Source organism: Blastomonas aquatica (genome assembly GCF_014639875.1).
GTDB lineage: Bacteria > Pseudomonadota > Alphaproteobacteria > Sphingomonadales > Sphingomonadaceae > Blastomonas > Blastomonas aquatica.
This window is the reverse complement of record NZ_BMGD01000003.1, coordinates 730,483-750,915: the sequence shown is the minus strand read 5'-3', so window position 1 is coordinate 750,915 and position 20,433 is coordinate 730,483. Positions and strand designations below refer to the sequence as shown.

Annotated in this window: 23 protein-coding genes; all 23 read right to left on the bottom strand. The window is 60.2% G+C overall.

Translation table 11 applies throughout. The features are described from left to right. Positions 1-223: 223 nt before the first annotated feature. On the bottom strand, positions 224-433 hold the full coding sequence (locus IEW00_RS11430; protein ID WP_017671033.1) for a cold-shock protein: 210 nt from the start codon (positions 431-433) through the stop codon (positions 224-226). 170 nt (positions 434-603) lie between these two features. Beyond that, positions 604-771, bottom strand: coding sequence for a hypothetical protein (locus IEW00_RS11425; RefSeq protein ID WP_188514486.1), 168 nt, complete (start codon positions 769-771; stop codon positions 604-606). Positions 772-938: 167 nt separating this feature from the next. After that, complete coding sequence (locus IEW00_RS11420) at positions 939-1,217, bottom strand: DUF1467 family protein (RefSeq protein WP_188514485.1); 279 nt, start codon at positions 1,215-1,217, stop codon at positions 939-941. Between the two features lie 37 nt (positions 1,218-1,254). Beyond that, positions 1,255-2,952, bottom strand: a complete 1,698-nt coding sequence (locus tag IEW00_RS11415) for a ribonuclease J (protein WP_188514484.1) — start codon at positions 2,950-2,952, stop codon at positions 1,255-1,257. A 4-nt stretch (positions 2,953-2,956) separates the two neighbouring features. Further along, positions 2,957-3,733 (bottom strand): type III pantothenate kinase, encoded by a 777-nt coding sequence (locus IEW00_RS11410; RefSeq protein WP_188514483.1) that lies wholly within the window; start codon positions 3,731-3,733, stop codon positions 2,957-2,959. 31 nt (positions 3,734-3,764) lie between these two features. After that, positions 3,765-4,457 (bottom strand): biotin--[acetyl-CoA-carboxylase] ligase, encoded by a 693-nt coding sequence (locus IEW00_RS11405; RefSeq protein ID WP_268235818.1) that lies wholly within the window; start codon positions 4,455-4,457, stop codon positions 3,765-3,767. Between the two features lie 14 nt (positions 4,458-4,471). Continuing rightward, positions 4,472-5,935 (bottom strand): NADH-quinone oxidoreductase subunit NuoN, encoded by a 1,464-nt coding sequence (nuoN, locus tag IEW00_RS11400; RefSeq protein WP_188514481.1) that lies wholly within the window; start codon positions 5,933-5,935, stop codon positions 4,472-4,474. Then, the gene (locus IEW00_RS11395; RefSeq protein WP_188514480.1) at positions 5,935-7,476 is read right to left on the bottom strand and encodes an NADH-quinone oxidoreductase subunit M; all 1,542 of its coding nucleotides are present in this window, start codon (positions 7,474-7,476) and stop codon (positions 5,935-5,937) included. The genes nuoN and IEW00_RS11395 overlap by 1 nt, the downstream gene beginning before the upstream one ends. A gap of 1 nt (position 7,477) precedes the next feature. Further along, positions 7,478-9,469 (bottom strand): NADH-quinone oxidoreductase subunit L, encoded by a 1,992-nt coding sequence (nuoL, locus tag IEW00_RS11390; protein ID WP_188514479.1) that lies wholly within the window; start codon positions 9,467-9,469, stop codon positions 7,478-7,480. Positions 9,470-9,473: 4 nt separating this feature from the next. Further along, a complete protein-coding gene (nuoK, locus tag IEW00_RS11385) occupies positions 9,474-9,779 on the bottom strand; it encodes an NADH-quinone oxidoreductase subunit NuoK (RefSeq protein WP_188514478.1) in 306 nt (101 codons plus the stop codon). Beyond that, positions 9,776-10,390 (bottom strand): NADH-quinone oxidoreductase subunit J, encoded by a 615-nt coding sequence (locus tag IEW00_RS11380; RefSeq protein WP_188514477.1) that lies wholly within the window; start codon positions 10,388-10,390, stop codon positions 9,776-9,778. Before IEW00_RS11380 ends, nuoK begins: the two co-directional genes overlap by 4 nt. A 106-nt stretch (positions 10,391-10,496) precedes the next feature. Further along, the gene (gene nuoI, locus IEW00_RS11375) at positions 10,497-10,976 is read right to left on the bottom strand and encodes an NADH-quinone oxidoreductase subunit NuoI (RefSeq protein ID WP_188514476.1); all 480 of its coding nucleotides are present in this window, start codon (positions 10,974-10,976) and stop codon (positions 10,497-10,499) included. A gap of 5 nt (positions 10,977-10,981) precedes the next feature. Beyond that, complete coding sequence (gene nuoH / locus IEW00_RS11370; RefSeq protein ID WP_188514475.1) at positions 10,982-12,025, bottom strand: NADH-quinone oxidoreductase subunit NuoH; 1,044 nt, start codon at positions 12,023-12,025, stop codon at positions 10,982-10,984. Beyond that, entirely contained in the window at positions 12,022-14,040 is a 2,019-nt protein-coding gene (gene nuoG / locus IEW00_RS11365; RefSeq protein ID WP_188514474.1) for an NADH-quinone oxidoreductase subunit NuoG, read from the bottom strand. Before nuoG ends, nuoH begins: the two co-directional genes overlap by 4 nt. Continuing rightward, the gene (locus IEW00_RS11360; RefSeq protein ID WP_188514473.1) at positions 14,033-14,659 is read right to left on the bottom strand and encodes a hypothetical protein; all 627 of its coding nucleotides are present in this window, start codon (positions 14,657-14,659) and stop codon (positions 14,033-14,035) included. The genes nuoG and IEW00_RS11360 overlap by 8 nt, the downstream gene beginning before the upstream one ends. A gap of 4 nt (positions 14,660-14,663) precedes the next feature. Beyond that, positions 14,664-15,305, bottom strand: coding sequence for a hypothetical protein (locus IEW00_RS11355; RefSeq protein ID WP_188514472.1), 642 nt, complete (start codon positions 15,303-15,305; stop codon positions 14,664-14,666). Further along, positions 15,302-16,612 (bottom strand): NADH-quinone oxidoreductase subunit NuoF, encoded by a 1,311-nt coding sequence (nuoF, locus tag IEW00_RS11350; RefSeq protein WP_188514471.1) that lies wholly within the window; start codon positions 16,610-16,612, stop codon positions 15,302-15,304. The genes IEW00_RS11355 and nuoF overlap by 4 nt, the downstream gene beginning before the upstream one ends. Then, positions 16,612-17,280 carry an NADH-quinone oxidoreductase subunit NuoE gene (gene nuoE / locus IEW00_RS11345; RefSeq protein ID WP_188514470.1) on the bottom strand — a complete coding sequence of 223 codons (669 nt, stop codon included), beginning with the start codon at positions 17,278-17,280 and terminating at the stop codon, positions 16,612-16,614. Before nuoE ends, nuoF begins: the two co-directional genes overlap by 1 nt. Continuing rightward, on the bottom strand, positions 17,273-17,452 hold the full coding sequence (locus IEW00_RS11340) for a hypothetical protein (RefSeq protein WP_188514469.1): 180 nt from the start codon (positions 17,450-17,452) through the stop codon (positions 17,273-17,275). Before IEW00_RS11340 ends, nuoE begins: the two co-directional genes overlap by 8 nt. Then, positions 17,449-18,690 carry an NADH-quinone oxidoreductase subunit D gene (locus tag IEW00_RS11335; RefSeq protein ID WP_229736988.1) on the bottom strand — a complete coding sequence of 414 codons (1,242 nt, stop codon included), beginning with the start codon at positions 18,688-18,690 and terminating at the stop codon, positions 17,449-17,451. Before IEW00_RS11335 ends, IEW00_RS11340 begins: the two co-directional genes overlap by 4 nt. Further along, positions 18,687-19,442, bottom strand: a complete 756-nt coding sequence (locus IEW00_RS11330; protein WP_188514468.1) for an NADH-quinone oxidoreductase subunit C — start codon at positions 19,440-19,442, stop codon at positions 18,687-18,689. Before IEW00_RS11330 ends, IEW00_RS11335 begins: the two co-directional genes overlap by 4 nt. A 51-nt stretch (positions 19,443-19,493) precedes the next feature. Next, positions 19,494-20,087, bottom strand: a complete 594-nt coding sequence (locus IEW00_RS11325) for a NuoB/complex I 20 kDa subunit family protein (protein ID WP_229736987.1) — start codon at positions 20,085-20,087, stop codon at positions 19,494-19,496. Beyond that, positions 20,057-20,422 carry an NADH-quinone oxidoreductase subunit A gene (locus IEW00_RS11320; protein WP_188514466.1) on the bottom strand — a complete coding sequence of 122 codons (366 nt, stop codon included), beginning with the start codon at positions 20,420-20,422 and terminating at the stop codon, positions 20,057-20,059. Before IEW00_RS11320 ends, IEW00_RS11325 begins: the two co-directional genes overlap by 31 nt. Positions 20,423-20,433: the final 11 nt, after the last annotated feature.

Genomic DNA, 20,433 nt, shown 5'->3' with positions numbered 1-20,433 from the left:
CGATTAGCGCGCTAGATCAAACCATCTCAAGCAAAGCATGAATGGCGATTACCAGTCAGTTGGTAGGCCCATGAAGGCAGCACCAACCCCGGAGCTGCCCGTTTTGATAGCGGGCGACCCATGAGGCAACAGGTGTCGAACCCGCGTAAACTTTTAGGTCGTTCCGAAGGCAAAGAGGCTGCGGAGCGGCGCAATCCGCCACCCCGCACCCTTGCACCCGAATTCAGGCAGCAGCCGAGAGACGGACAGCCGCCATCTTGCCGCGGCGATCCTGTTCCAGCTCAAAGTTCACGCGCTGGTCGCGATCGAGCGTACGCATGCCCGATGCTTCAACGGCGCTGATGTGAACGAACGCGTCGTTGCCGCCATCGTCGGGCTGAATGAAACCATAGCCCTTGTCGGCGTTGAAAAACTTTACGGTGCCAATAGGCATAGTCATTTCCTTAAGAGTAGAGCATCCGGGCTGCAGCAATCTGCGAAAATACCAGGACGTATTCAGGACCGGAAGAACGATTGCGACATATGCAGCGCCCGGTCCCGGCCATTGCATGTGAAGATATGGGGGCATCGATCTCGTTGAGGAAAACGACACTCCCAAATGGTTCAGTCGAGCAGGAAACTGCCCGGCTGGGGATAAGTGACCTCATCAAGACGCTGCGCATAGCCTTGCGCGAGCAGGCGCTGGCAGGCGCGCTCATCTGCGGTGGCAGCATGCAGCGCACGCTGATGCGCCAACTGATGAAGTTCTAAAAGCTGGTTGATATCGGGCATGCGTCGGCTCAATTTGCTGTGCAAGCAAGAGCGTGGAGCAATCAAGCCGCGTGTCTCTCAGTCGCGTGTAGGCTTGGATCAAATTTCACGCGATGGCAGTTGTGTACCATCAATCGCCAGAAAAGTCCCACACTAATCGTGAACGACCCATCGCATGGGTCGAAGCATCAATCGAGACCCGGCGGCTTGCCAAAGATGTTGACGTCAGAAGGACCGATCCATCCGTTGAGATAATTTGCGTAGAAAAGCCCGAACACGACTGCCGATAGCGCCGTGGTGATCAGGATAACCCGCATGGGCTTGAAATTGGCTGGCGCGCTGTCCGCCTGACCGCGCACCTTCTCGATCCCCAGTTCGTCCGCCGTCCGCACACCAAAGGGCATCACCACAAACGCGGTGATCACCCAGAACAGCAGATAGATGGCGGCGATACTCGTCCAGCTCATGTAGTTTCACCCTGATCGTTTTGGTTCAAATGGGTCGTCACCCGGCGATCATCAAGACGGTGACCACGGGCTTTTTGCCGGTCCAGCGCGTGGCCGAACGGCGCACAGCCAGGCGGATGCCCTCCTGCACGTCATCGCCCTTACCTGCCGCCTTCGTCGACGGCTTGCCTTCGGACCGGCCCTGTCTGCCGCGAGGCTTGCTTTTGCCCGGCTTTTCGATCGCCTGCCGGACGTCCTCGACCGTTTCGGCGATGAAGGCATCGAGATCGTCCTCGACCGGAAGGCCCAGGCAGCGCACCACTGGGTCGCCGATCAGAGCGCCGCGCGCATCGAGCGCCACCGCGACGCTGACCTGACCGTTGACCGCAAGCTTGCGCCGCTCGGCCATGGTCATGCCATCGGCGGGCAGGATGACATCGCCATCGAGCACCAGCCGTCCGCTGCGTTCGCTGCCGATCACGCCGGGCTTGCCCGGCGCCAGTCGGACCAGATCGCCGTTCTTCTGCACGACCACCGAAGGAATGCCCTGCTCGATCCCGAACCGGGCCTGCTCGGTCATATGCCGCATTTCGCCATGCACCGGGACGAGGATCTTGGGCCTGATCCATTTGTACATCTCGGCGAGCTCGGGACGCCCGGGGTGACCTGAGACGTGGATATCGGCCTGACGATCGGTCACCATCATGACGCCATCGCCCGCCAGCTTGTTCTGGATTCGGCCAATCGCGATCTCGTTGCCGGGAATGACCTTGGACGAGAACAAAACGGTATCGCCTGCTTCCAGCTTGATCTGGTGATTGCCATCGGCAACCCGCGCCAGTGCGGCGCGCGGCTCGCCCTGGCCGCCGGTGGCGACCACCAGCACCTCGCGGCGCGGAAGGCCCATCGCGGTATCGAAATCGACCAGTTCGGGTAGATCCTTGAGATAGCCGTTAGCCTTGGCGACCTGGATAATCCGGTCGAGCGAGCGACCCGCAACGCAGAACGCGCGGTTGGTCGCCTTGGCAACCTCGCCCAGCGTATGTAACCGCGCAACGTTGGAGGCGAAGGTTGTGATCAGCGCACGACCCTTGAGCGGCTTGACCGCCTTGATCAGTTCATCCCGTACCGCACCTTCAGAGCCCGAGCTTTCCGGGTTGAACACGTTGGTCGAATCGCAGACCATTGCGAGGATACCCTCATCACCCAGCGCGCTCAGCGTCGCAGGTGTCGAGGGCACACCGACGATCGGCTCGTCGTCGAGCTTCCAGTCGCCGGTGTGAAAGACCCGGCCATAAGGCGTGTCGATCAGCAGCGCATTGCCCTCGGCAATCGAGTGTGCGAGCGGCAGATAACGGAACCCGAACGGGCCGAGCTGAAGACTGCCCTCGTTTTCGATGACGTTGAGCTCGACATCCTTGACCAGACCCTGCTCTTCGAGCTTGCGGCGGATCAGATCAGCGGTGAACGGCGTGGCGAACAGTGGAACGCCGAGGTCCGCCGCCAGATAAGGCAGCGCCCCGATATGATCTTCATGGCCATGGGTCAGCACGATACCGAGCAGATCGTCGGCGCGTTCCTCGATGAATTCTAGATCGGGGAACACCAATTCGACGCCAGGATAAGCCGGGTCCGAGAAGGTCATGCCCAGATCGACCATGACCCATTTGCCGTCACAGCCATAGAGGTTGGCATTCATGCCGATTTCGCCCGACCCGCCAAGGGCCAGGAACAATAGTTCTTTTCCAGGTTTCATGTATTCAAAATGCCCTTTCGGCAATCATAGCTAGACCCTGCAGGGTCAGGTCGGGTTCGACCGCGTCAAATATCGTCGTGTGCTCATGGAACAGCACCGCCAGCCCGCCGGTGGCAATGACCTTCGTCGGACGGCCGATCTCGGCGCGCATCCTGGCGACCAGTCCTTCCATCATCGCGACATAGCCCCAGAACACGCCGATCTGCATCTGATCCTCGGTGTTGCGACCGATAACAGAGCGATTGTTGCGCGGGGTTTCTATCGCGATGCGCGGCAGCTTTGCGGCAGCTTGTACCAGGGCATCGAGCGACAGGTTGATCCCCGGCGCGATGATGCCCCCTTTGTAAGCACCCGTATAATCGACAACGTCATAGGTGGTTGCGGTGCCAAAGTCGATGATGATGATGTCGCCGGGGTGCAACGCGTGCGCCGCGATGGAATTGACCGCGCGATCGGCGCCCAGCGATTTAGGCTCATCGACATCGATCTGCATCTGCCAGTCGGCGGGAGCGACTCCGGCAATCAGCGGCTCAACGTTGAAGTATTTGTGCGAAAGCACCTGCAGGTTGTGCAGCGCGCGCGGCACGACCGTGGAAATGATCACCTGGCTGATGTCCTGGCGCAGGAAGCCTTCGAGCGCGAGCAACTGGTTAAGCCAGACAGCATATTCGTCCGCCGTGCGCCGTGCGTCGGTGGATATCCGCCACCGTGCCTTGATCGTGCGCCCGTCGAACAGCGCAAACACGGCGTTGGTGTTGCCGACATCAATGGCAAGCAGCATGTTGAACGTCCCTCGTTTCAAGTAACCGGCTTCACGCGATCAGGTGGACATCGCCCGCACTGACGGTTTCCACCCGGCCATTGGCGCAGCGCAGGCGCAGCGCCCCATCTTCGGCCAGGCCATCAAACACGCCTTCGACCCGGTCACCGGGACCGCGTTGCACCGCCATCGCCTCTCCGGGCTTATGCGCGGCGTCGCACCAGACTTCAAGCAGCGTTGCAGTGTCGAGAGACCGCCACTGGCAAAGCCGCGATTCGAATCGTTCTGCCAGGAGGTCGAGTGCCACCGGAGCATCGATCTGCGCCATGGCACCCTGATCATGCAGCGAGGTGACCGAACGCCCTACAACCTCGGGCGCGATGGCGACGTTCAACCCGATACCGACGACCACCGCATCATTGCGCCGTTCGAGCAGGATGCCGGCAAGCTTCGCGCCTTCGATATGGACGTCATTGGGCCATTTGAGTCGCGGCTCTGCATCAGGGATGATCGCCCTCACCGTGTCGAGAACTGCCAGTCCTGCGATGAAGGCCAGCAAGTGCGCTGGCGGATCATCGGGCGCGATGCGAACCAGGGTCGTACAATACAGGTTGCCCAGCGGGCTCAGCCATTCGCGGCCCAGGCGCCCCCTGCCCCCGCTTTGCTGATCGGCCCTGATCCACAGCCCTTCGGGCGCACCTGATTGCGCGCGTGCGAGCATGTCCGCATTGGTCGATGCGGTCAGCGCGACGGTTTCGATCAGGCGGCCCAGAACAATGCCCTGGCAGCATCTTCGGTGATGGGGCTCAATGCCAAAGTTGCAAAATAACCCAGTGGCGACACGAACAACGCCGATACCGCGATCAGCGCCAAACGCGCGGTAGAATCGCTGGGCGCGATGACATCGGCAGGTTCATCAAAATACATGACCTTGATGACCTTGAGATAATAGAACGCCCCGATGACCGAGGCAGCGATACCGAGCGCCGCAAGCGGGATGAGGCCGGCAGCCACCGCCGCATCGAACACCACGAACTTGCCCCAAAAACCGAACAGCGGCGGAATGCCTGCGAGGCTGAACATGAACACCGCGAGGGCCGCGGCGAGGCCGGGACGGGTCCGCGACAGCCCTGCGAGCTTGGGGATGTCCTCGACCGGGCGGCCCTCACGATCATTGAGATCGAGCACGCAGATAAAGCTGCCCAGAGTCATTGCGACATAGATGATCAGATAGGTCATCATCGCTGATGCGCCTTCGGGCGTTCCGCAGGCCAAGCCGATCAGCATGAACCCGACGTTGTTGATCGAACTATACGCAAGCAGTCGCTTGATGTTGGTTTGGCCGATCGCAGCGACGCCGCCCAACAGGATCGAGGCCATCGCCACGAAGATCACGATCTGCTGCCAGACACTCTGCTGACCACCAAATGCCTCGATTGCCACCCGCATGGTCAGCGCCAGCGCCGCGACCTTGGGTGCGGTGGCAAAGAAGGTCGTGACCGGGGTTGGCGCGCCTTCGTAAACGTCGGGCGTCCACATATGGAAGGGCACGGCACTGATCTTGAACGCCAGTCCCGATAGCACAAAGACGACGCCGAACAGCGCGCCGGTGGACACACCATCCGAAAACGCGGTCTGGATGCCGATGAAGCTGGTGGTACCGGTGAAACCATAAAGCAGAGACATGCCGAACAGCAGGATGCCGCTTGCTAGCGCACCGAGCACGAAATATTTGAGGCCCGCCTCCGCCGAGCGGTCGTCGCTGCGCAGGAAGCTGGCAAGCACATACGCCGCAAGGCTCTGCAGTTCGAGGCCGATGTACAAGGTCAACAGATCAACCGCAGATACCATCAATCCCATGCCAACCGAAGCGAACAGGATGAGGATCGGGTATTCGGCGCGCATCATGCCGTCGCGCGCGAAGAACTTAGGCGCGACGATTACACAGGCAATCGCCGACAGGAAAATCAGGACCTTCGACAACGCTGCGAATCGGTCCATTCGGTACTGGCCATAGAACGCATCCGCGCCTTCTGCATAGCCATCGGCCAGCAGGAAGTTGAGCGACAGCGCCAACGCACCGAAAAACGCGGCAACAGTGAGGATGCTTACCAGGCGCGCCGATTTGTCGCTGCTCCAGGCAGCAATCAGCAGCAGCAACAGTCCGGCGATACTGAGGACGATTTCCGGCGAGGCCAGCTGGAACCAGAGCGCATAATTCATCAGTGATGGCCTTCTTCAGCATGGGCTGCGGGCGTCAGGACGGGAGCAACACCCAGCTTGACCTGGGCATCGCCCAGCGGCTTGGCCGCGGCAAGCCGCGCTTCGAGCGCGCCGACATCATTCCGCATGGGTGCCATGAAGCTTTCAGGGTAGACACCCATCCACAACACGACGACTGCGATCGGCAGCAGCAGCGCGATTTCGCGCTTGGTAAGATCGGGCATGGCAGCGACGTCATCGGACTTGATCACGCCATAGGCGACGCGCCGATAGAGATACAGCATGTACGCGGCGCCCAGAATGATCCCCGTGGTCGACACGATCGCAACCCAGCTCGACACTTCATAGACCCCGACCAGCGACAGGAACTCGCCGACGAAACCGCTGGTGCCAGGCAAGCCAATCGATGCCATCGTGAACAGCAGGAACAAAAGCGCATAACGCGGCATGTTGATCGAAAGACCACCGTAGCGGTCGATCTCGCGGGTGTGCAGCCGGTCATAGATCACGCCGACACACAGGAACAGCGCGCCCGAAACCAGACCATGGCTGAGCATAACGATCAGCGCGCCTTCGAGCCCCTGGCGGTTGAAGGCGAACAGTCCGACCGTCACGATCGCCATGTGCGCAACCGACGAATAGGCGATCAGCTTTTTCATGTCGCTCTGCACCAAGGCGATCAGCGAGGTGTAGACCACCGCGATCATCGACAGGATGAAGACCAACCAGATGTAGTCGACCGACGCATCGGGGAACATAGGCAGCGAGAAGCGGATGAAACCATAGCCACCCATCTTGAGCAGCACGCCTGCCAGGATCACCGATCCTGCGGTGGGCGCCTGAACGTGCGCATCGGGCAACCAGGTGTGCACCGGCCACATCGGCATCTTGACAGCGAAGCTCGCGAAGAACGCCAGCCACAGCCAGGACTGCGCCTCGAGCGGGAAGTCATAGGCCATCAACGTGGGGATGTCCGACGTGCCTGCCTCGTTGACCATCCAGAACATCGCGATCAGCATCAGCACCGATCCGAGCAGGGTGTAGAGGAAGAACTTGTAACTCGCGTAAATCCGGTTCGCACCGCCCCAGATGCCGATGATCAGGTACATCGGGATCAGCCCGGCCTCGAAGAAGATGTAGAACAGAAAGATGTCCTGCGCGGCAAAGACGCCGATCATCAGCACTTCCATCAGCAGGAATGCCGCCATGTACTCGCCGACGCGGGTCTGGATCGCCTCCCAGCTGGCACCGATGCAGATCGGCATCAGGAACACCGAGAGCATGATCAGCATCAGCGCGATGCCATCGATACCCAGCGCCCAACTGAACCGGTCGAACAGGGCCGCCTTCTCGACGAACTGCCACTGCGCGCCGCCGATATCGAAGTTGATCCACAGTAGTATGCCCAACGCCAGATCGATCAGCGTGGCAATGAGAGCCAGCCAGCGCGCGGTATTGGCGCTGACGAACAGGCACGCAACCGCGGCCGCCATCGGAACGGCCAGCATCAGCGACAGCACAGGAAATCCCAGATCGTTCATGTCAGCGCACCATCAGCCAGGTAAGGGCGGCCACAAGACCGAGCAGCATCACCAAGGCGTAACTGTAAAGGAAACCGGACTGGAGCTTCACCGCAATGCGGCTGCCCGACGTGACCAGCACTGCTGCGCCATCCGGACCGAAGCGGTTGATCGTGCCCTCGTCACCCGCCTTCCAGAAGAAGCGGCCCAGCGCCTGCGATGGCTTGACGAAGACGGCATTGTAAAGCTCGTCGAAATACCACTTGTTGAGCACGAACCGGTAAACTGGTCCTAGCGCGGCTGAAACCTTGCCGGGGAGGCTGGTGTTGCGGATGTAGAACAGCCAGGCAACCGCCAAACCAATGACCATCACGATGGAGGCTGCATACTTCACCAGCGTCGGCACCTCGTGCATCGCATGCATCAAGTCTGCATTGTAGGTGATCGACCCGTTCCAGAAGCCAGCCTGATCGAGGAATGCGTCATGGAAGACCTGCCCAGCGATCACCGCGCCAATGCCCAGCAGTCCAAGCGGCAACAACATGGCCAGCGGGCTTTCATGCGGGTGATAGCCGCCGGTCGTGTCAGCGCCGGCCTGTTCCGGTGTCTTGTGCACACTGTGTTGGATATGCTCGGACTGGATCCAGCGCGGTTTGCCCCAGAAGGTCAGGAACATCAGACGCCAGCTGTAGAAGCTGGTCAGCAGCGCAGCCACCGTGCCGACCCAGAATGCTGTCATGCCGGCCTGTGAGCCCGAAGCGTAGGCCGCCTCAAGGATCGCATCCTTCGACCAGAAGCCTGCAAAGCCAACACCCAGATGGTAGATACCCACACCGGTGATCGCGAGCGTTCCTGTCAGCATTGCCCAGAAGGTCAGCGGGATGTGCTTCCGCAGGCCGCCATAATAGCGCATGTCCTGCTCGTGATGCATCGCATGAATCACCGAACCAGCGCCCAGGAACAGCAGTGCCTTGAAAAAAGCGTGTGTGAAAAGGTGGAACATCGCCGCGCCATAAGCGCCGACGCCAGCAGCAAAGAACATGTAGCCGAGCTGCGAACAGGTCGAATAGGCGATGACGCGCTTGATATCCCATTGCGTCGTACCGATCGTCGCGGCGAAGAAACAGGTTGCTGCACCGACGATGGTGACGACCGTCAGCGCGATCGGGCTGGCCTCGAACATGGGCGACAGCCGGCAAACCATGAACACACCTGCGGTCACCATGGTCGCGGCATGGATCAGTGCCGACACAGGGGTCGGGCCTTCCATCGCGTCGGGCAACCAGGTGTGCAGGCCGAGCTGCGCCGACTTGCCCATCGCGCCGATGAACAGCAACAGGCACAGCACGGTCATCAGGTCAAAGCGTCCGCCAAGGAAGCCGATGGTCGCACCTTCCATGCCGGGTGCTGCCGCCAAGATCGCAGGGATCGAAACGGTGCCGAACACGAGGAAGGTGCCAAAGATGCCCATCATGAAGCCGAGATCGCCGACGCGGTTAACGACGAACGCCTTGATAGCGGCGGCGTTTGCAGAGGGCTTGCGGAACCAGAACCCGATCAGCAGATACGAGGCGAGCCCCACGCCTTCCCAACCGAAGAACATCTGCACCAGATTGTCGGCGGTCACCAGCATCAGCATGGCAAAGGTGAACAGCGAGAGATAGGCGAAGAACCGTGGCTGGTCCGGATCCTCGTCCATATAGCCCCAGCTATACAGGTGGACGAGCGCCGAGACCGACGTCACCACGACCAGCATGACGGCGGTCAGCGTATCGACCCTCAGTGCCCAGTCGAACTGCAGATCGCCCGACCGAAGCCAGGACAATACCGGCACGACATATTCGGTGCTCGAACCGCTCAGAAAGCCAAGGAATATCGGCCAGCTCAGTGCGCAAGCGGCAAACAAAGCTGCGGTCGTCACCAGCTTGGCAGGTACGTTGCCGATGATCCGGTTGCCCAGGCCAGCGATAATGGCTGCCAGCAACGGCAGGAAGACGATCAGGGTGATGGCCATGTGCTTAACCCTTCATCTGGTTGACGTCGTCAACCGCAATCGTGCCGCGTCCGCGGAAGTAGATAACCAGAATGGCGAGCCCGATCGCCGCTTCGCCCGCCGCAACGGTGAGCACGAACATGGCGAACACCTGGCCCACCATGTCGCCGAGGAACACGCTGAACGCGACCAGGTTGATGTTGACCGCAAGCAGGATAAGCTCGATCGCCATCAGGATGATGATGATGTTCTTGCGGTTGAGGAAGATGCCCAGCACCCCCATCACGAACAGGATGGAACTGACCACCAGATAATGCTCGATACCGATCATAGCTCGACACCTTCACCAACGACGGGCTGCATATTGCGTGTTGCCTCTTCGGGGCGGCGGCGAACCTGCGAGCCGATGTTCTGTGGGCGGACACCGGCGCGCTTGCGGTGTGTCAGCGCAATCGCACCGACCATCGCCACGAGCAGCACCAGGCCTGCCATTTCGAACAGGAATACATAGCGGGTGTAGAGCAGCTCTCCCACCGCCTGGATGTTGCTTGCGCCCATCCGTGCGGGGTTCAGCGCGTGTTCGCCAAGTTCGATATTACCCGCGCGATAGGCGCCTATGCCGAACACCAGTTCGGCCAGGAAAACCGCCGCGAGCGCCAGGCCCAGCGGCAGGTTCTTCATAAAGCCGCCACGCAGTTCGGCAAAATCGATGTCCAGCATCATCACAACAAACAGGAACAGCACCGCGACCGCGCCGACGTAGACGATCACCAGCAGCATCGCGATAAACTCGGCGCCGATCAGGATCATGAGCCCCGCCGCATTGAAGAACGCCAGGATGAGCCAGAGCACCGAATGCACCGGGTTGCGAGCCAGGATGGTGAACGCACCGCTGGCGATCACCACCGATGCGAACAGGTAAAAGGCAAATATCTGGATCAAAGCTTGTCAGCCCCCGGAACGCCCAATCGAGCGGGTCTGGTGTAGGATGCGCATTCCGCCTCTCCCAGCGGTCAACACATCACGATGAATCGAATGAGAGTGCGCCTTACCGATAAGGGGCGTCGGCTTCAAGGTTGGCGGCAATGGCACGTTCCCATTTGTCGCCGTTCTCAAGCAGCTTGCCCTTGTCGTAGATCAGCTCCTCGCGGGTTTCGGTCGCGTATTCGAAATTTGGCCCTTCGACCACGGCATCGACCGGGCACGCTTCCTGGCAAAAACCGCAGAAGATGCACTTGGTCATGTCGATGTCGTAGCGCGTGGTGCGGCGGCTGCCATCCTCGCGGGGTTCCGCCTCGATCGTGATCGCCTGGGCAGGACACACTGCTTCGCACAGCTTGCATGCGATGCAGCGTTCCTCGCCGTTCGGGTACCTGCGCAGCGCGTGTTCACCACGAAAACGCGGGGACAACGGGTTCTTTTCGAACGGATAGTTGATTGTCGCCTTGGGCTTGAAGAAATACTTCAAGGTCAGTGCGTGCGCCTTCACAAACTCATAGAGCGTGAACGCCTTGAGTGTCTGCAACATGTCTATCAGATCCCGTATCTGGTCAGCATCAGGTAGCCCGACACCAGGAAAATCCACAGCAGCGAAATCGGCAGGAACACCTTCCAGCCCAGCCGCATCAGCTGGTCATAACGATAACGCGGCACGGTGGCCTTGACCCAGCTGAAGATGAAGAAGAACGCGGCGATCTTCAGGATCAGCCAGAAGATGCCAGGAATGGCATACAGCGGTGCCCAATCCACCGGCGGCAGCCAGCCACCCCAGAACAGCACCGCATTGAGGGTGCACATAAGCAGAACGTTGGCATATTCGCCCAGCCAGAACAGTGCAAAGGCCATCGACGAATATTCGGTCTGATAGCCTGCCACCAGTTCGCTTTCGGCCTCGGTCAAATCGAACGGCGCGCGCGCGGTTTCTGCCAGCGAGGAAATCAGGAACATTACCGCCATCGGAAATAGCAGCAGATTGAAGCCGAAAGCATTGATGATACCGAGCCCGTGGCCCTGCTGCGCTTCAACGATGGAGGTCATGTTGAAGGTACCAGCCCATAGCACCACAGTAACGATGATGAAGCCGATCGAGACTTCATAGCTGATCATCTGCGCCGCTGCGCGAAGCGCGGAGAAAAACGGGTATTTCGAGTTAGATGCCCAGCCCGCGACCACCACGCCATAAACGCCAAGCGATGAGATCGCCAGAATGTAGAGTAGGCCAACATTGATATCGGCCAGCACCATGCCCTGATCGAACGGGATTACCGCCCAGGCGAGCAAGGCCACGGTAAACGTGATGATCGGCGCTATCAGGAACAGCCCCTTGTTCGCGCCCGATGGAATGATCGTTTCCTGCAGGAAGACCTTCAAGGCATCGGCAAAGCTTTGCAATATACCAAAAGGGCCAACGACATTGGGTCCGCGGCGCAACGCCACTGCCGCCCAGATCTTGCGGTCGATATAGATCACGATCGCGACCGACAGCATGACCGGCAGCGCGATCAGCAGGATCAGGATAACGTTGGCGACGAACCAGCCCCAGCCCATGCCCAGAGACGATTGGAAAAACTCGGTCATTCCGCGGCCTCCAGAATGGGTTCGCCATGGAGAAGTTCAGCCGAACAGCGCTGCATCGTGCTGCTGGCGCGCGCGATGGCGTTGGTGAGGTAGAAATCCTTGATCGGATAGCCGACCGGACCACTGGCCGTCGCGTCGAGCACGGGGGGCGCCCACTCGAACGACGCGAGACCCTCGACACCCAGTGCGGGAACCGAAGCCCGCATGGCCGCGCGGCACTCCCCGAACGTATCGAACGGCAGCTTGTGTCCCAGAACCTCGGACAATGCCCGCAGGATCGACCAGTCCTCGCGCGCATCGCCCGGCGCGAACACGGCCTTGTCACTCATCTGGACGCGGCCCTCGGCATTGACATAGGTGCCGTTCTTTTCAGAATAGGCCGCCGAGGGCAGGATGACGTCGGCTGCCGCAGCACCCTTGTCGCCGTGATGGCCGATGAACACCTTGAAGCTGCCTTCAAACTGGCTGAAATCGACCTCATCGGCACCCAGTGCAAACAACAGTCTGGGCTTGGCCGCAACCAGATCGGCGATACCGCCGGGCTGCGCCCAGCCAAGCATCAATCCGCCCATGCGCGATGCTGCCATATGTAACACGTTAAAACCGTTCCAGGCGCCGTCTTCGGTATCACGGACCATGTTGAATGTATCGACAAGTACCAACGCCGCGCCCATCGCGCCTTCAACGCCCAAGGCACCACCACCCATGATCAATGCTGGACGCTCGGCGCCCTTGAACACCTCGGCGACGCCGTCGGGCAGTTTGCCCAGCAGGCTCATGTCGTTGCCCAACCACGCAACCTTGTAGGTCAGATCAATCTCGGCACCGATCGCGTAGATCTTGGCGCCATGCTTGATCGCCTTGCGGATGCGGGTGTTGACCAGAGGCGCTTCCCAACGCGGGTTGGTGCCGACCAGCAGAATCGCATCAGCGGTCTCGATTCCGTTCAGCGTCGAGTTAAAATTGACTGCAGCCAGGCTCGACACGTCGTACTTCAAACCGGTCTGGCGGCCTTCGATCAGCGACGAGCCCATCATGGCCAGAAGTTCGCGCGCGGCGAACATGGTTTCACAATCGAGCAGATCGCCCGCGACAGCGGCAACGCTCGACCCGGCGTTCACCGCAGCAATCGCCTCGAACGCCTGCGCCCAGGTTGCCTCGACCAGCTTGCCGTTGGTGCGCACATAAGGCCGGTCGAGCCGGCGGCGCATCAGACCGTCGACAGCATAACGGGACTTGTCGTGCGCCCATTCCTCGTTGACGTCATCGTTGACGCGCGGCAGCACCCGCAGCACTTCCCTGCCCCGGCTGTCGAAGCGGATGTTGGTGCCGACCGCGTCCATCACGTCGATACCCAGAGTTTTCTTGAGCTCCCACGGCCGCGCCTCATAGGCATAGGGCCGAGAGGTCAGCGCGCCGACCGGGCACAGATCAATGACATTGCCAGAAAGCTCGGACGAAACCGCCTTTTCGAGATAGCTGGTAATCTGCATGTTCTCACCGCGACCGACTGCACCGATCTGTTCGGTACCGGCAACTTCCTCGGCAAAGCGCACGCAGCGCGTGCAATGGATGCACCGGGTCATCGCCGTCTTGATGATAGGCCCCATGTACTTTTCGGTAACTGCGCGCTTGTTTTCGTCATAGCGCGAACCGCCGCGGCCATAGGCCACCGACTGGTCCTGCAGATCGCACTCGCCGCCCTGATCGCAGATCGGGCAATCGAGCGGATGGTTGATCAGCATGAATTCCATGACGCCTTCGCGCGCCTTCTTCACCATGTCTGAATTGGTGCGGACTTCCTGGTTGTCCATCGCGGGTAACGCGCAGCTCGCCTGCGGCTTGGGCGGCCCGGGCTTCACCTCGACCAGGCACATCCGGCAGTTGCCGGCAATGCTCAGCCGCTCGTGATAGCAAAAACGCGGGATTTCCTTACCGGCAGCCTCGCAAGCCTGCAGCACGGTCGCGCCCTGGGGGACTTCGACCTCAATTCCATCTACGGTAAGCTTAGGCATTCGTGTCTCCGCCGCCGGACGATGCCATCGCCCGGTCGTACAATGCAGTGGCGACGTGATTGCGCACATCGCGAATATTTAGCTGGTATGAAAAGCCCGACGGCATGCAATCCTTGAGGCTCGCATCAAAGCCCAGCATCGCCGACTTCTCATCTTCCGAACCGGGAACGGTCACGATCAGGCCGCGTGCATTGGCAGGGCTAGCCAGTGCCAGGCAAGGGGCATAAGCGTAGACGAACTTGCGCCCATCGGTCTCAGTCGGGCGCTCCGCTTTTTCAGGTTCGAGCGAAGCGAGATGAGCAGCCAGATCGCCATCTGACTTCAATACGGCTTCCGCCAGCGCACCACGGGCTTCGCCGGTTTTCATTGTCAAGACCGGCCGCCCCTTGGTGCAGGCTGGCAGCCCTGTCATCAACGCGATAGCGAGTTTCTTTTCTTCGGCGCTATCCACGGCCGTGGCCAGCAGTTCGCGCGAACGCTTGGGAGCCTGCTCCAGAACGCAGCGGGCAAAATCATCAAGCACAACCTGCTTGTCAACCAACTCATATGGATTGTCCGCCGCCGTGGCAGGCGCCGCAGCTAGCATGATCGGACCCAGAAGGAGTGCAGACCGGACCATAGCCTCAGCTCCTCTCGCCGCGCTTTGCCGCGCGGTACAGAGCCTCAGCCAGCAGCGCGCGCGCAGATGCGTTGTCCATACCGCGGAAGCTGGTCTTGGCCAGGCATTCGTTCAGACGGGGCATCAGGCTGTTCAGCTGCGCGGTCTCGTCGGCACTGCCAGGCTCGGTCGCGATCAGCGTGCGCACGGTTGCAAGGTCCGCGTCGGCCGAGCAGTCGGCGAAGCTTTCCTTCTGCCCCACCTCGTCGGTCCGCACCGAAAGAGAGATGACATCAACATCGGCATAATGCTGCCAAAACATCGCTTCAGCGAGGTTGCCGCGGATAGATTGGCCATCAAAGGTGAAGGCGCCTTCGGGCATGCAGTGGAAGTTCATCCCCTGCAAACTGCGCCCAGCGGCGCGGGCAGCTTCGGAATCGCGCGGGGTGGCGAGCAGCGCCTCAGTGCCCTTGCGATAGCGCTTAATTGTACACAGGGCATAAGCGCGGGTAAATTCAGCCCCTTCGCTGTCCTTGCGCTTGAGTGTGCGGTTCACGACGGTGTCCGAAACGTTCCACCACCCCGATGCTGCATTCATTGCCACGACAGGCGTCGCCAGAAGCGACAGACCGACCATACCGAACGTCGCCAGTTTCATGCTCATCATTCCGCTGCCTCCATCATCGGGGGGTTACCCTGCTTTTCCACAATGCGCCGCTCCATTTCAGGGCGGAAGTGCTTGATCAGGCCCTGGATCGGCCACGCTGCGGCATCGCCCAGCGCGCAGATGGTATGGCCTTCGACCTGCTTGGTGACTTCGTAAAGCGTATCAATTTCGCTGATATCAGCATCGCCGGTGCGCATCCGCTCCATCACGCGCCACATCCACCCGGTGCCTTCGCGGCACGGCGTGCACTGGCCGCAGCTTTCATGCTTGTAGAAGTAGCTCAGCCGGCTGATCGCCTGAACAATGTCGGTCGACTTGTCCATGACGATCACCGCAGCGGTGCCGAGGCCCGATCCGACTTCCTTGAGGCCATCAAAGTCCATCGGCGCGTCCATGATCTGCGCTGCCGGGACCAATGGCACCGACGAGCCGCCGGGGATCACCGCGAGCAGATTGTCCCAGCCGCCGCGAATGCCGCCACAGTGCTTTTCGATCAGGTCGCGGAATGGGATGCTCATCGCTTCCTCAACCACGCAGGGCTTATCGACATGGCCACTGATCTGGAAGAGCTTGGTGCCCTTGTTGTTCTCACGCCCGAAACTGGCAAACCAGCTCGCGCCGCGCCGCAGGATCGTCGGCACGACCGCGATGGATTCAACGTTGTTGACCGTGGTCGGGCAGCCATACAGACCTGCGCCAGCAGGGAATGGAGGCTTAAGCCGCGGCTGGCCCTTCTTGCCCTCAAGGCTCTCGATCATCGCGGTTTCTTCGCCGCAGATATATGCGCCTGCGCCGCGATGCACGAACACGTCGAAGTCATAGCCCGACTTGGCAGCATTCTTGCCGATCAGGCCTGCTTCATACGCCTCGTCGACTGCCGCCTGAAGCACCTGCGCCTCGCGGATGTATTCGCCGCGCACATAGATATAGGCGGCGCGCGCCCGCATCGCGAACCCTGCGATCAGCGCGCCTTCGATCAGCTTGTGCGGATCATGGCGCAGAATTTCGCGGTCCTTGCAGCTGCCCGGCTCGGATTCATCGGCGTTGATAACCAGGAAGCTGGGACGGCCGTCCTTCGATTCCTTGGGCATGAAGCTCCACTTCATGCCGGTCGGGAAGCCCGCGCCGCCACGGCCGCGAAGCCCCGACGCCTTCATCTCGTCGATGATCTTGTCCTGGCCCCAAGCGATCAGGTCCTTGGTGTTGTCCCAGTCACCGCGTGCTTCAGCCGATTTCAGGTTCCAGGGCTGGAACCCGTAAACGTTGGTGAAAATCCGATCCTTGTCGGAGAGGAAATCAAAGCTCATCACCATTCCCCGCGATAATCATGATTGGCGTCGACCATCGCCTTGAGCGTGGTCGGTCCACCCTCGGGTTCGCTGGTGTGGCGTCCCGGGATCTGAGTGCCCGGCTTGGGGCTCTCCCCCGCCGCCAGTGCCTCGAGAATGCGCGTCGTGCTGTCGTAATCCAGGTCTTCGAAGTTATCGTCGTTGATCTGGACCATCGGCGCGTTGGCGCAATTGCCCATGCACTCGACCTCGGTCAGCGTAAACAGGCCGTCGGGCGTGGTCTTGCCCTTGACCAGTCCCTTGTTGGCGCATGCCGCCATAACATTGTCCGATCCGCGCAGCAGGCACGGCGTTGTGCCGCAGACCTGAACGTGGAAACGACCAACCGGCGCGAGATTGTACATCGTATAGAAGCTTGCGACCTCATAGGCCCGGATAAACGGCATATCGAGCATTGCCGCGACATATTCGATCACGGGAACCGGCAGCCAGCCTTGCGTCTGCGTATCGGCGCCAACTTGGCGTTGCGCAAGATCGAGCAGCGGCATCACCGCCGAACGCTGACGCCCTTCGGGATAACGCGCGATATAGGTTTGCGCCTTCGCGAGGTTTTCAGCGGTGAACGCAAAACCACCCCAGCGGGCGCGGGTTTCAGCTTCATCGGGAATGTGTGCTGCGTCAGCCATTGCTTTGCTCTTTACGCTGGCGGGAAATGGAGAAAGTCATCCAGGCAATGGTCGCGACCAGCACGAAGGGCATTCCCATGCCTTCTGCAACTTGCGCAACGCCGAATGCGCTCAGCGCGATAAACACGGCCACCGCAAAGTACACCCATATCGGGAAGAAAGGTCTCGTCACCGGTCGCACTCCCCGAACACCACGTCGATTGCACCCAGAACAGCTGTCGCATCGGAGAGCATGTGGCCCTTGCACATGAAATCCATTGCCTGGAGATGCGAAAAGGCGGTCGGACGAATCTTGCAGCGATAGGGTTTATTTGTGCCGTCTGCGACCAGATAAACGCCAAACTCGCCCTTGGGGCTTTCGGTGGCGACATAAACTTCGCCTGCAGGCACGTGGAAACCCTCGGTGTAAAGCTTGAAGTGGTGGATCAAAGCTTCCATCGATTGCTTCATCTCACCGCGCTTGGGCGGCACGACCTTGCGATCCAATGATGCGATCGGGCCTTCGGGCATCTCACGCAGGCACTGTTTGATGATCCGCGCGGACTGGCGGACTTCCTCGACGCGCACCATGAAGCGGTCATAGCAATCGCCACGGGTGCCGACGGGAACGTCGAACTCCATCCGGTCGTAGACATCGTACGGCTGCGATTTCCGCAGGTCCCAGGCTATGCCACTGCCCCGGATCATCGGACCCGAAAAGCCCCAGCGCACGGCATCGTCCTTCGAAACAACCGCGATATCGACGTTGCGCTGCTTGAAGATGCGGTTATCGGCGACCAGGCTGATCGCATCCTCGAACAGTTGTGGCAGCCGCGTATCGACCCAATCACCAATCTCGGCGAGCACCTTGAGCGGAACATCCTCATGAACCCCGCCAGGGCGGAACCACGCGGCGTGCATCCGCGCGCCGGACACCGCCTCATAGAAGTTCATGCAGTCTTCGCGCAGCTCGAACAGCCACAGATTGGGGGTCATCGCCCCGACGTCCATAACGTGCGCACCCAGGTTGAGCATGTGGTTCTTGATGCGCGTCAGCTCGGCCATCATCACCCGCAGATACTGCGCACGCAGCGGAACTTCGAGGTTCAGCAACTTTTCAATGGCGAGCACATAGCTGTATTCCATCGCCAGCGGCGAGCAGTAGTCGAGCCTGTCAAAATAAGGCAGAGCCTGCAGATAGGTCTTGTACTCGATCAGCTTTTCAGTGCCGCGGTGCAGCAGGCCGACATGGCAATCGATCCGCTCGATGATCTCACCGTCGAGTTCCATCACCATCCGCAGCACACCGTGCGCAGCAGGATGCTGGGGACCAAAGTTGATTGTGTAGTTCTGGATTGCAAGATCGCCGGCGGTCGAATCCTGCTCGATCAACCCAGAGTCCAGATCGTTGGAGAGAGCCTCGGCGGTCATGCCTTGTCATCCTTCTTGTCGGCAGACTTCTGGGCGGAAGCCTCGGGGCTGGTCTTGACCGCCTCTTTGTTGGCTTCCTTGCCGGCACCGGTATCCGATTGCTTTTCGGTGGTTTTCGGTTTGTCCACCTGTGGCGGGCCGCCCAGCGACTTTTCGTCACCCGGCAGCACGTAGTCCGCGCCTTCCCAAGGTGAGGTAAAGTCGAAATTGCGGAAATCCTGCGCCAATTTCACTGGTTCATAGATGACCCTGCCCTGCTCTTCGGAATAACGCATTTCGCTATACCCGGTGAGCGGGAAGTCCTTGCGGAAGGGGTGGCCACGAAAACCGTAATCCGTCAGAATCCGGCGCAAATCGGGGTTTCCCGCGAAGATCACGCCGTACATATCGTAGACTTCGCGCTCGAGCCAACCGGCAACTGGCCAGATCGTAGTGACGGTCGGCACCGGCGTATCTTCGTCCGTGCTGCAGGCAACGCGAATGCGGTGGTTCTTGGTGAGGCTCAGCAGGCAATAGACCACCTCGAACCGTTCGGCGCGGTCCGGATAGTCTACGCCAGCGATTTCAACCAGTTGCTGGTATTCGTGCAGATCGCGCAGCAGGTCGAGCGCCTCGGCGATCACCTCGCGGTGAACGGTGAAGCAATATTCACCTTGCGCAAAACGCGTCGCGATCAGCCGGTTACCCAGCGTCGCGGCGACAGATTCGCCCAAGCCTTCCAGAACGGCATAACGTGGCGCCGAATGTCCCATGTGCGTCCCTTATGCGGCCAGCCTCCACAGCAGACCTTCTTGACCCGTAACTCAGCGCTCGATCGTGCCCACCCGGCGGATCTTGCGCTGCAATTGCATCACGCCGTAAAGCAAAGCTTCGGCGGTCGGCGGGCAGCCGGGGACATAAATGTCCACCGGCACGATGCGATCGCAACCGCGCACCACCGAATAGCTGTAATGATAATAGCCGCCGCCATTGGCGCAGCTGCCCATCGAAATGACATATTTCGGCTCGGACATCTGATCATACACGCGGCGCAGTGCCGGGGCCATCTTGTTGCACAGCGTCCCAGCGACGATCATGACGTCCGACTGCCGCGGCGACGCGCGCGGCGCGACACCGAAGCGTTCCATGTCATAGCGCGGCATGCTGACGTGGATCATTTCCACGGCGCAACAGGCCAGGCCGAAAGTCATCCACCACAAAGAACCAGTCCGCGCCCATTGAAAAAGCTCTTCGGTCGACGTGACCAGAAAACCCTTGTCGGCGACCTCGGAATTGATGTCGTTAAGGAAACCTACGTCAGGCAACGTACCGGTGCCGGGGACGAGTGCCCCTGCAGTTCCAGCTTGCGGCCCGGCGGCTTGCGAAACTACTCCCAATCGAGTGCTCCCATTTTCCATTCGTAAACAAAGCCCACGGTGAGGATGGTCAGAAATACCATCATAGCGCCCCAGGCTTCCCAACCCAGATCAAGCACCGTCACTGCCCAAGGGAACAGGAACGCAGCTTCGAGATCGAAGATGATGAACAGGATAGCGACCAGATAGAAGCGAACGTCGAACTGGCTGCGCGAGTCCTCGAAGGCGGGGAAACCGCATTCATATTCGCTCAGCTTGGCGACGGTGGGTTTGTGCGCTCCGGTAAGCCGCGATACCCCGATCGGCAGGAAAACAAATGCCACCGACAAGAGCAGAGCGACCGCCAGGAACAGCAAAATTGGCAGATATTCGGCCATGTGCGTATCCC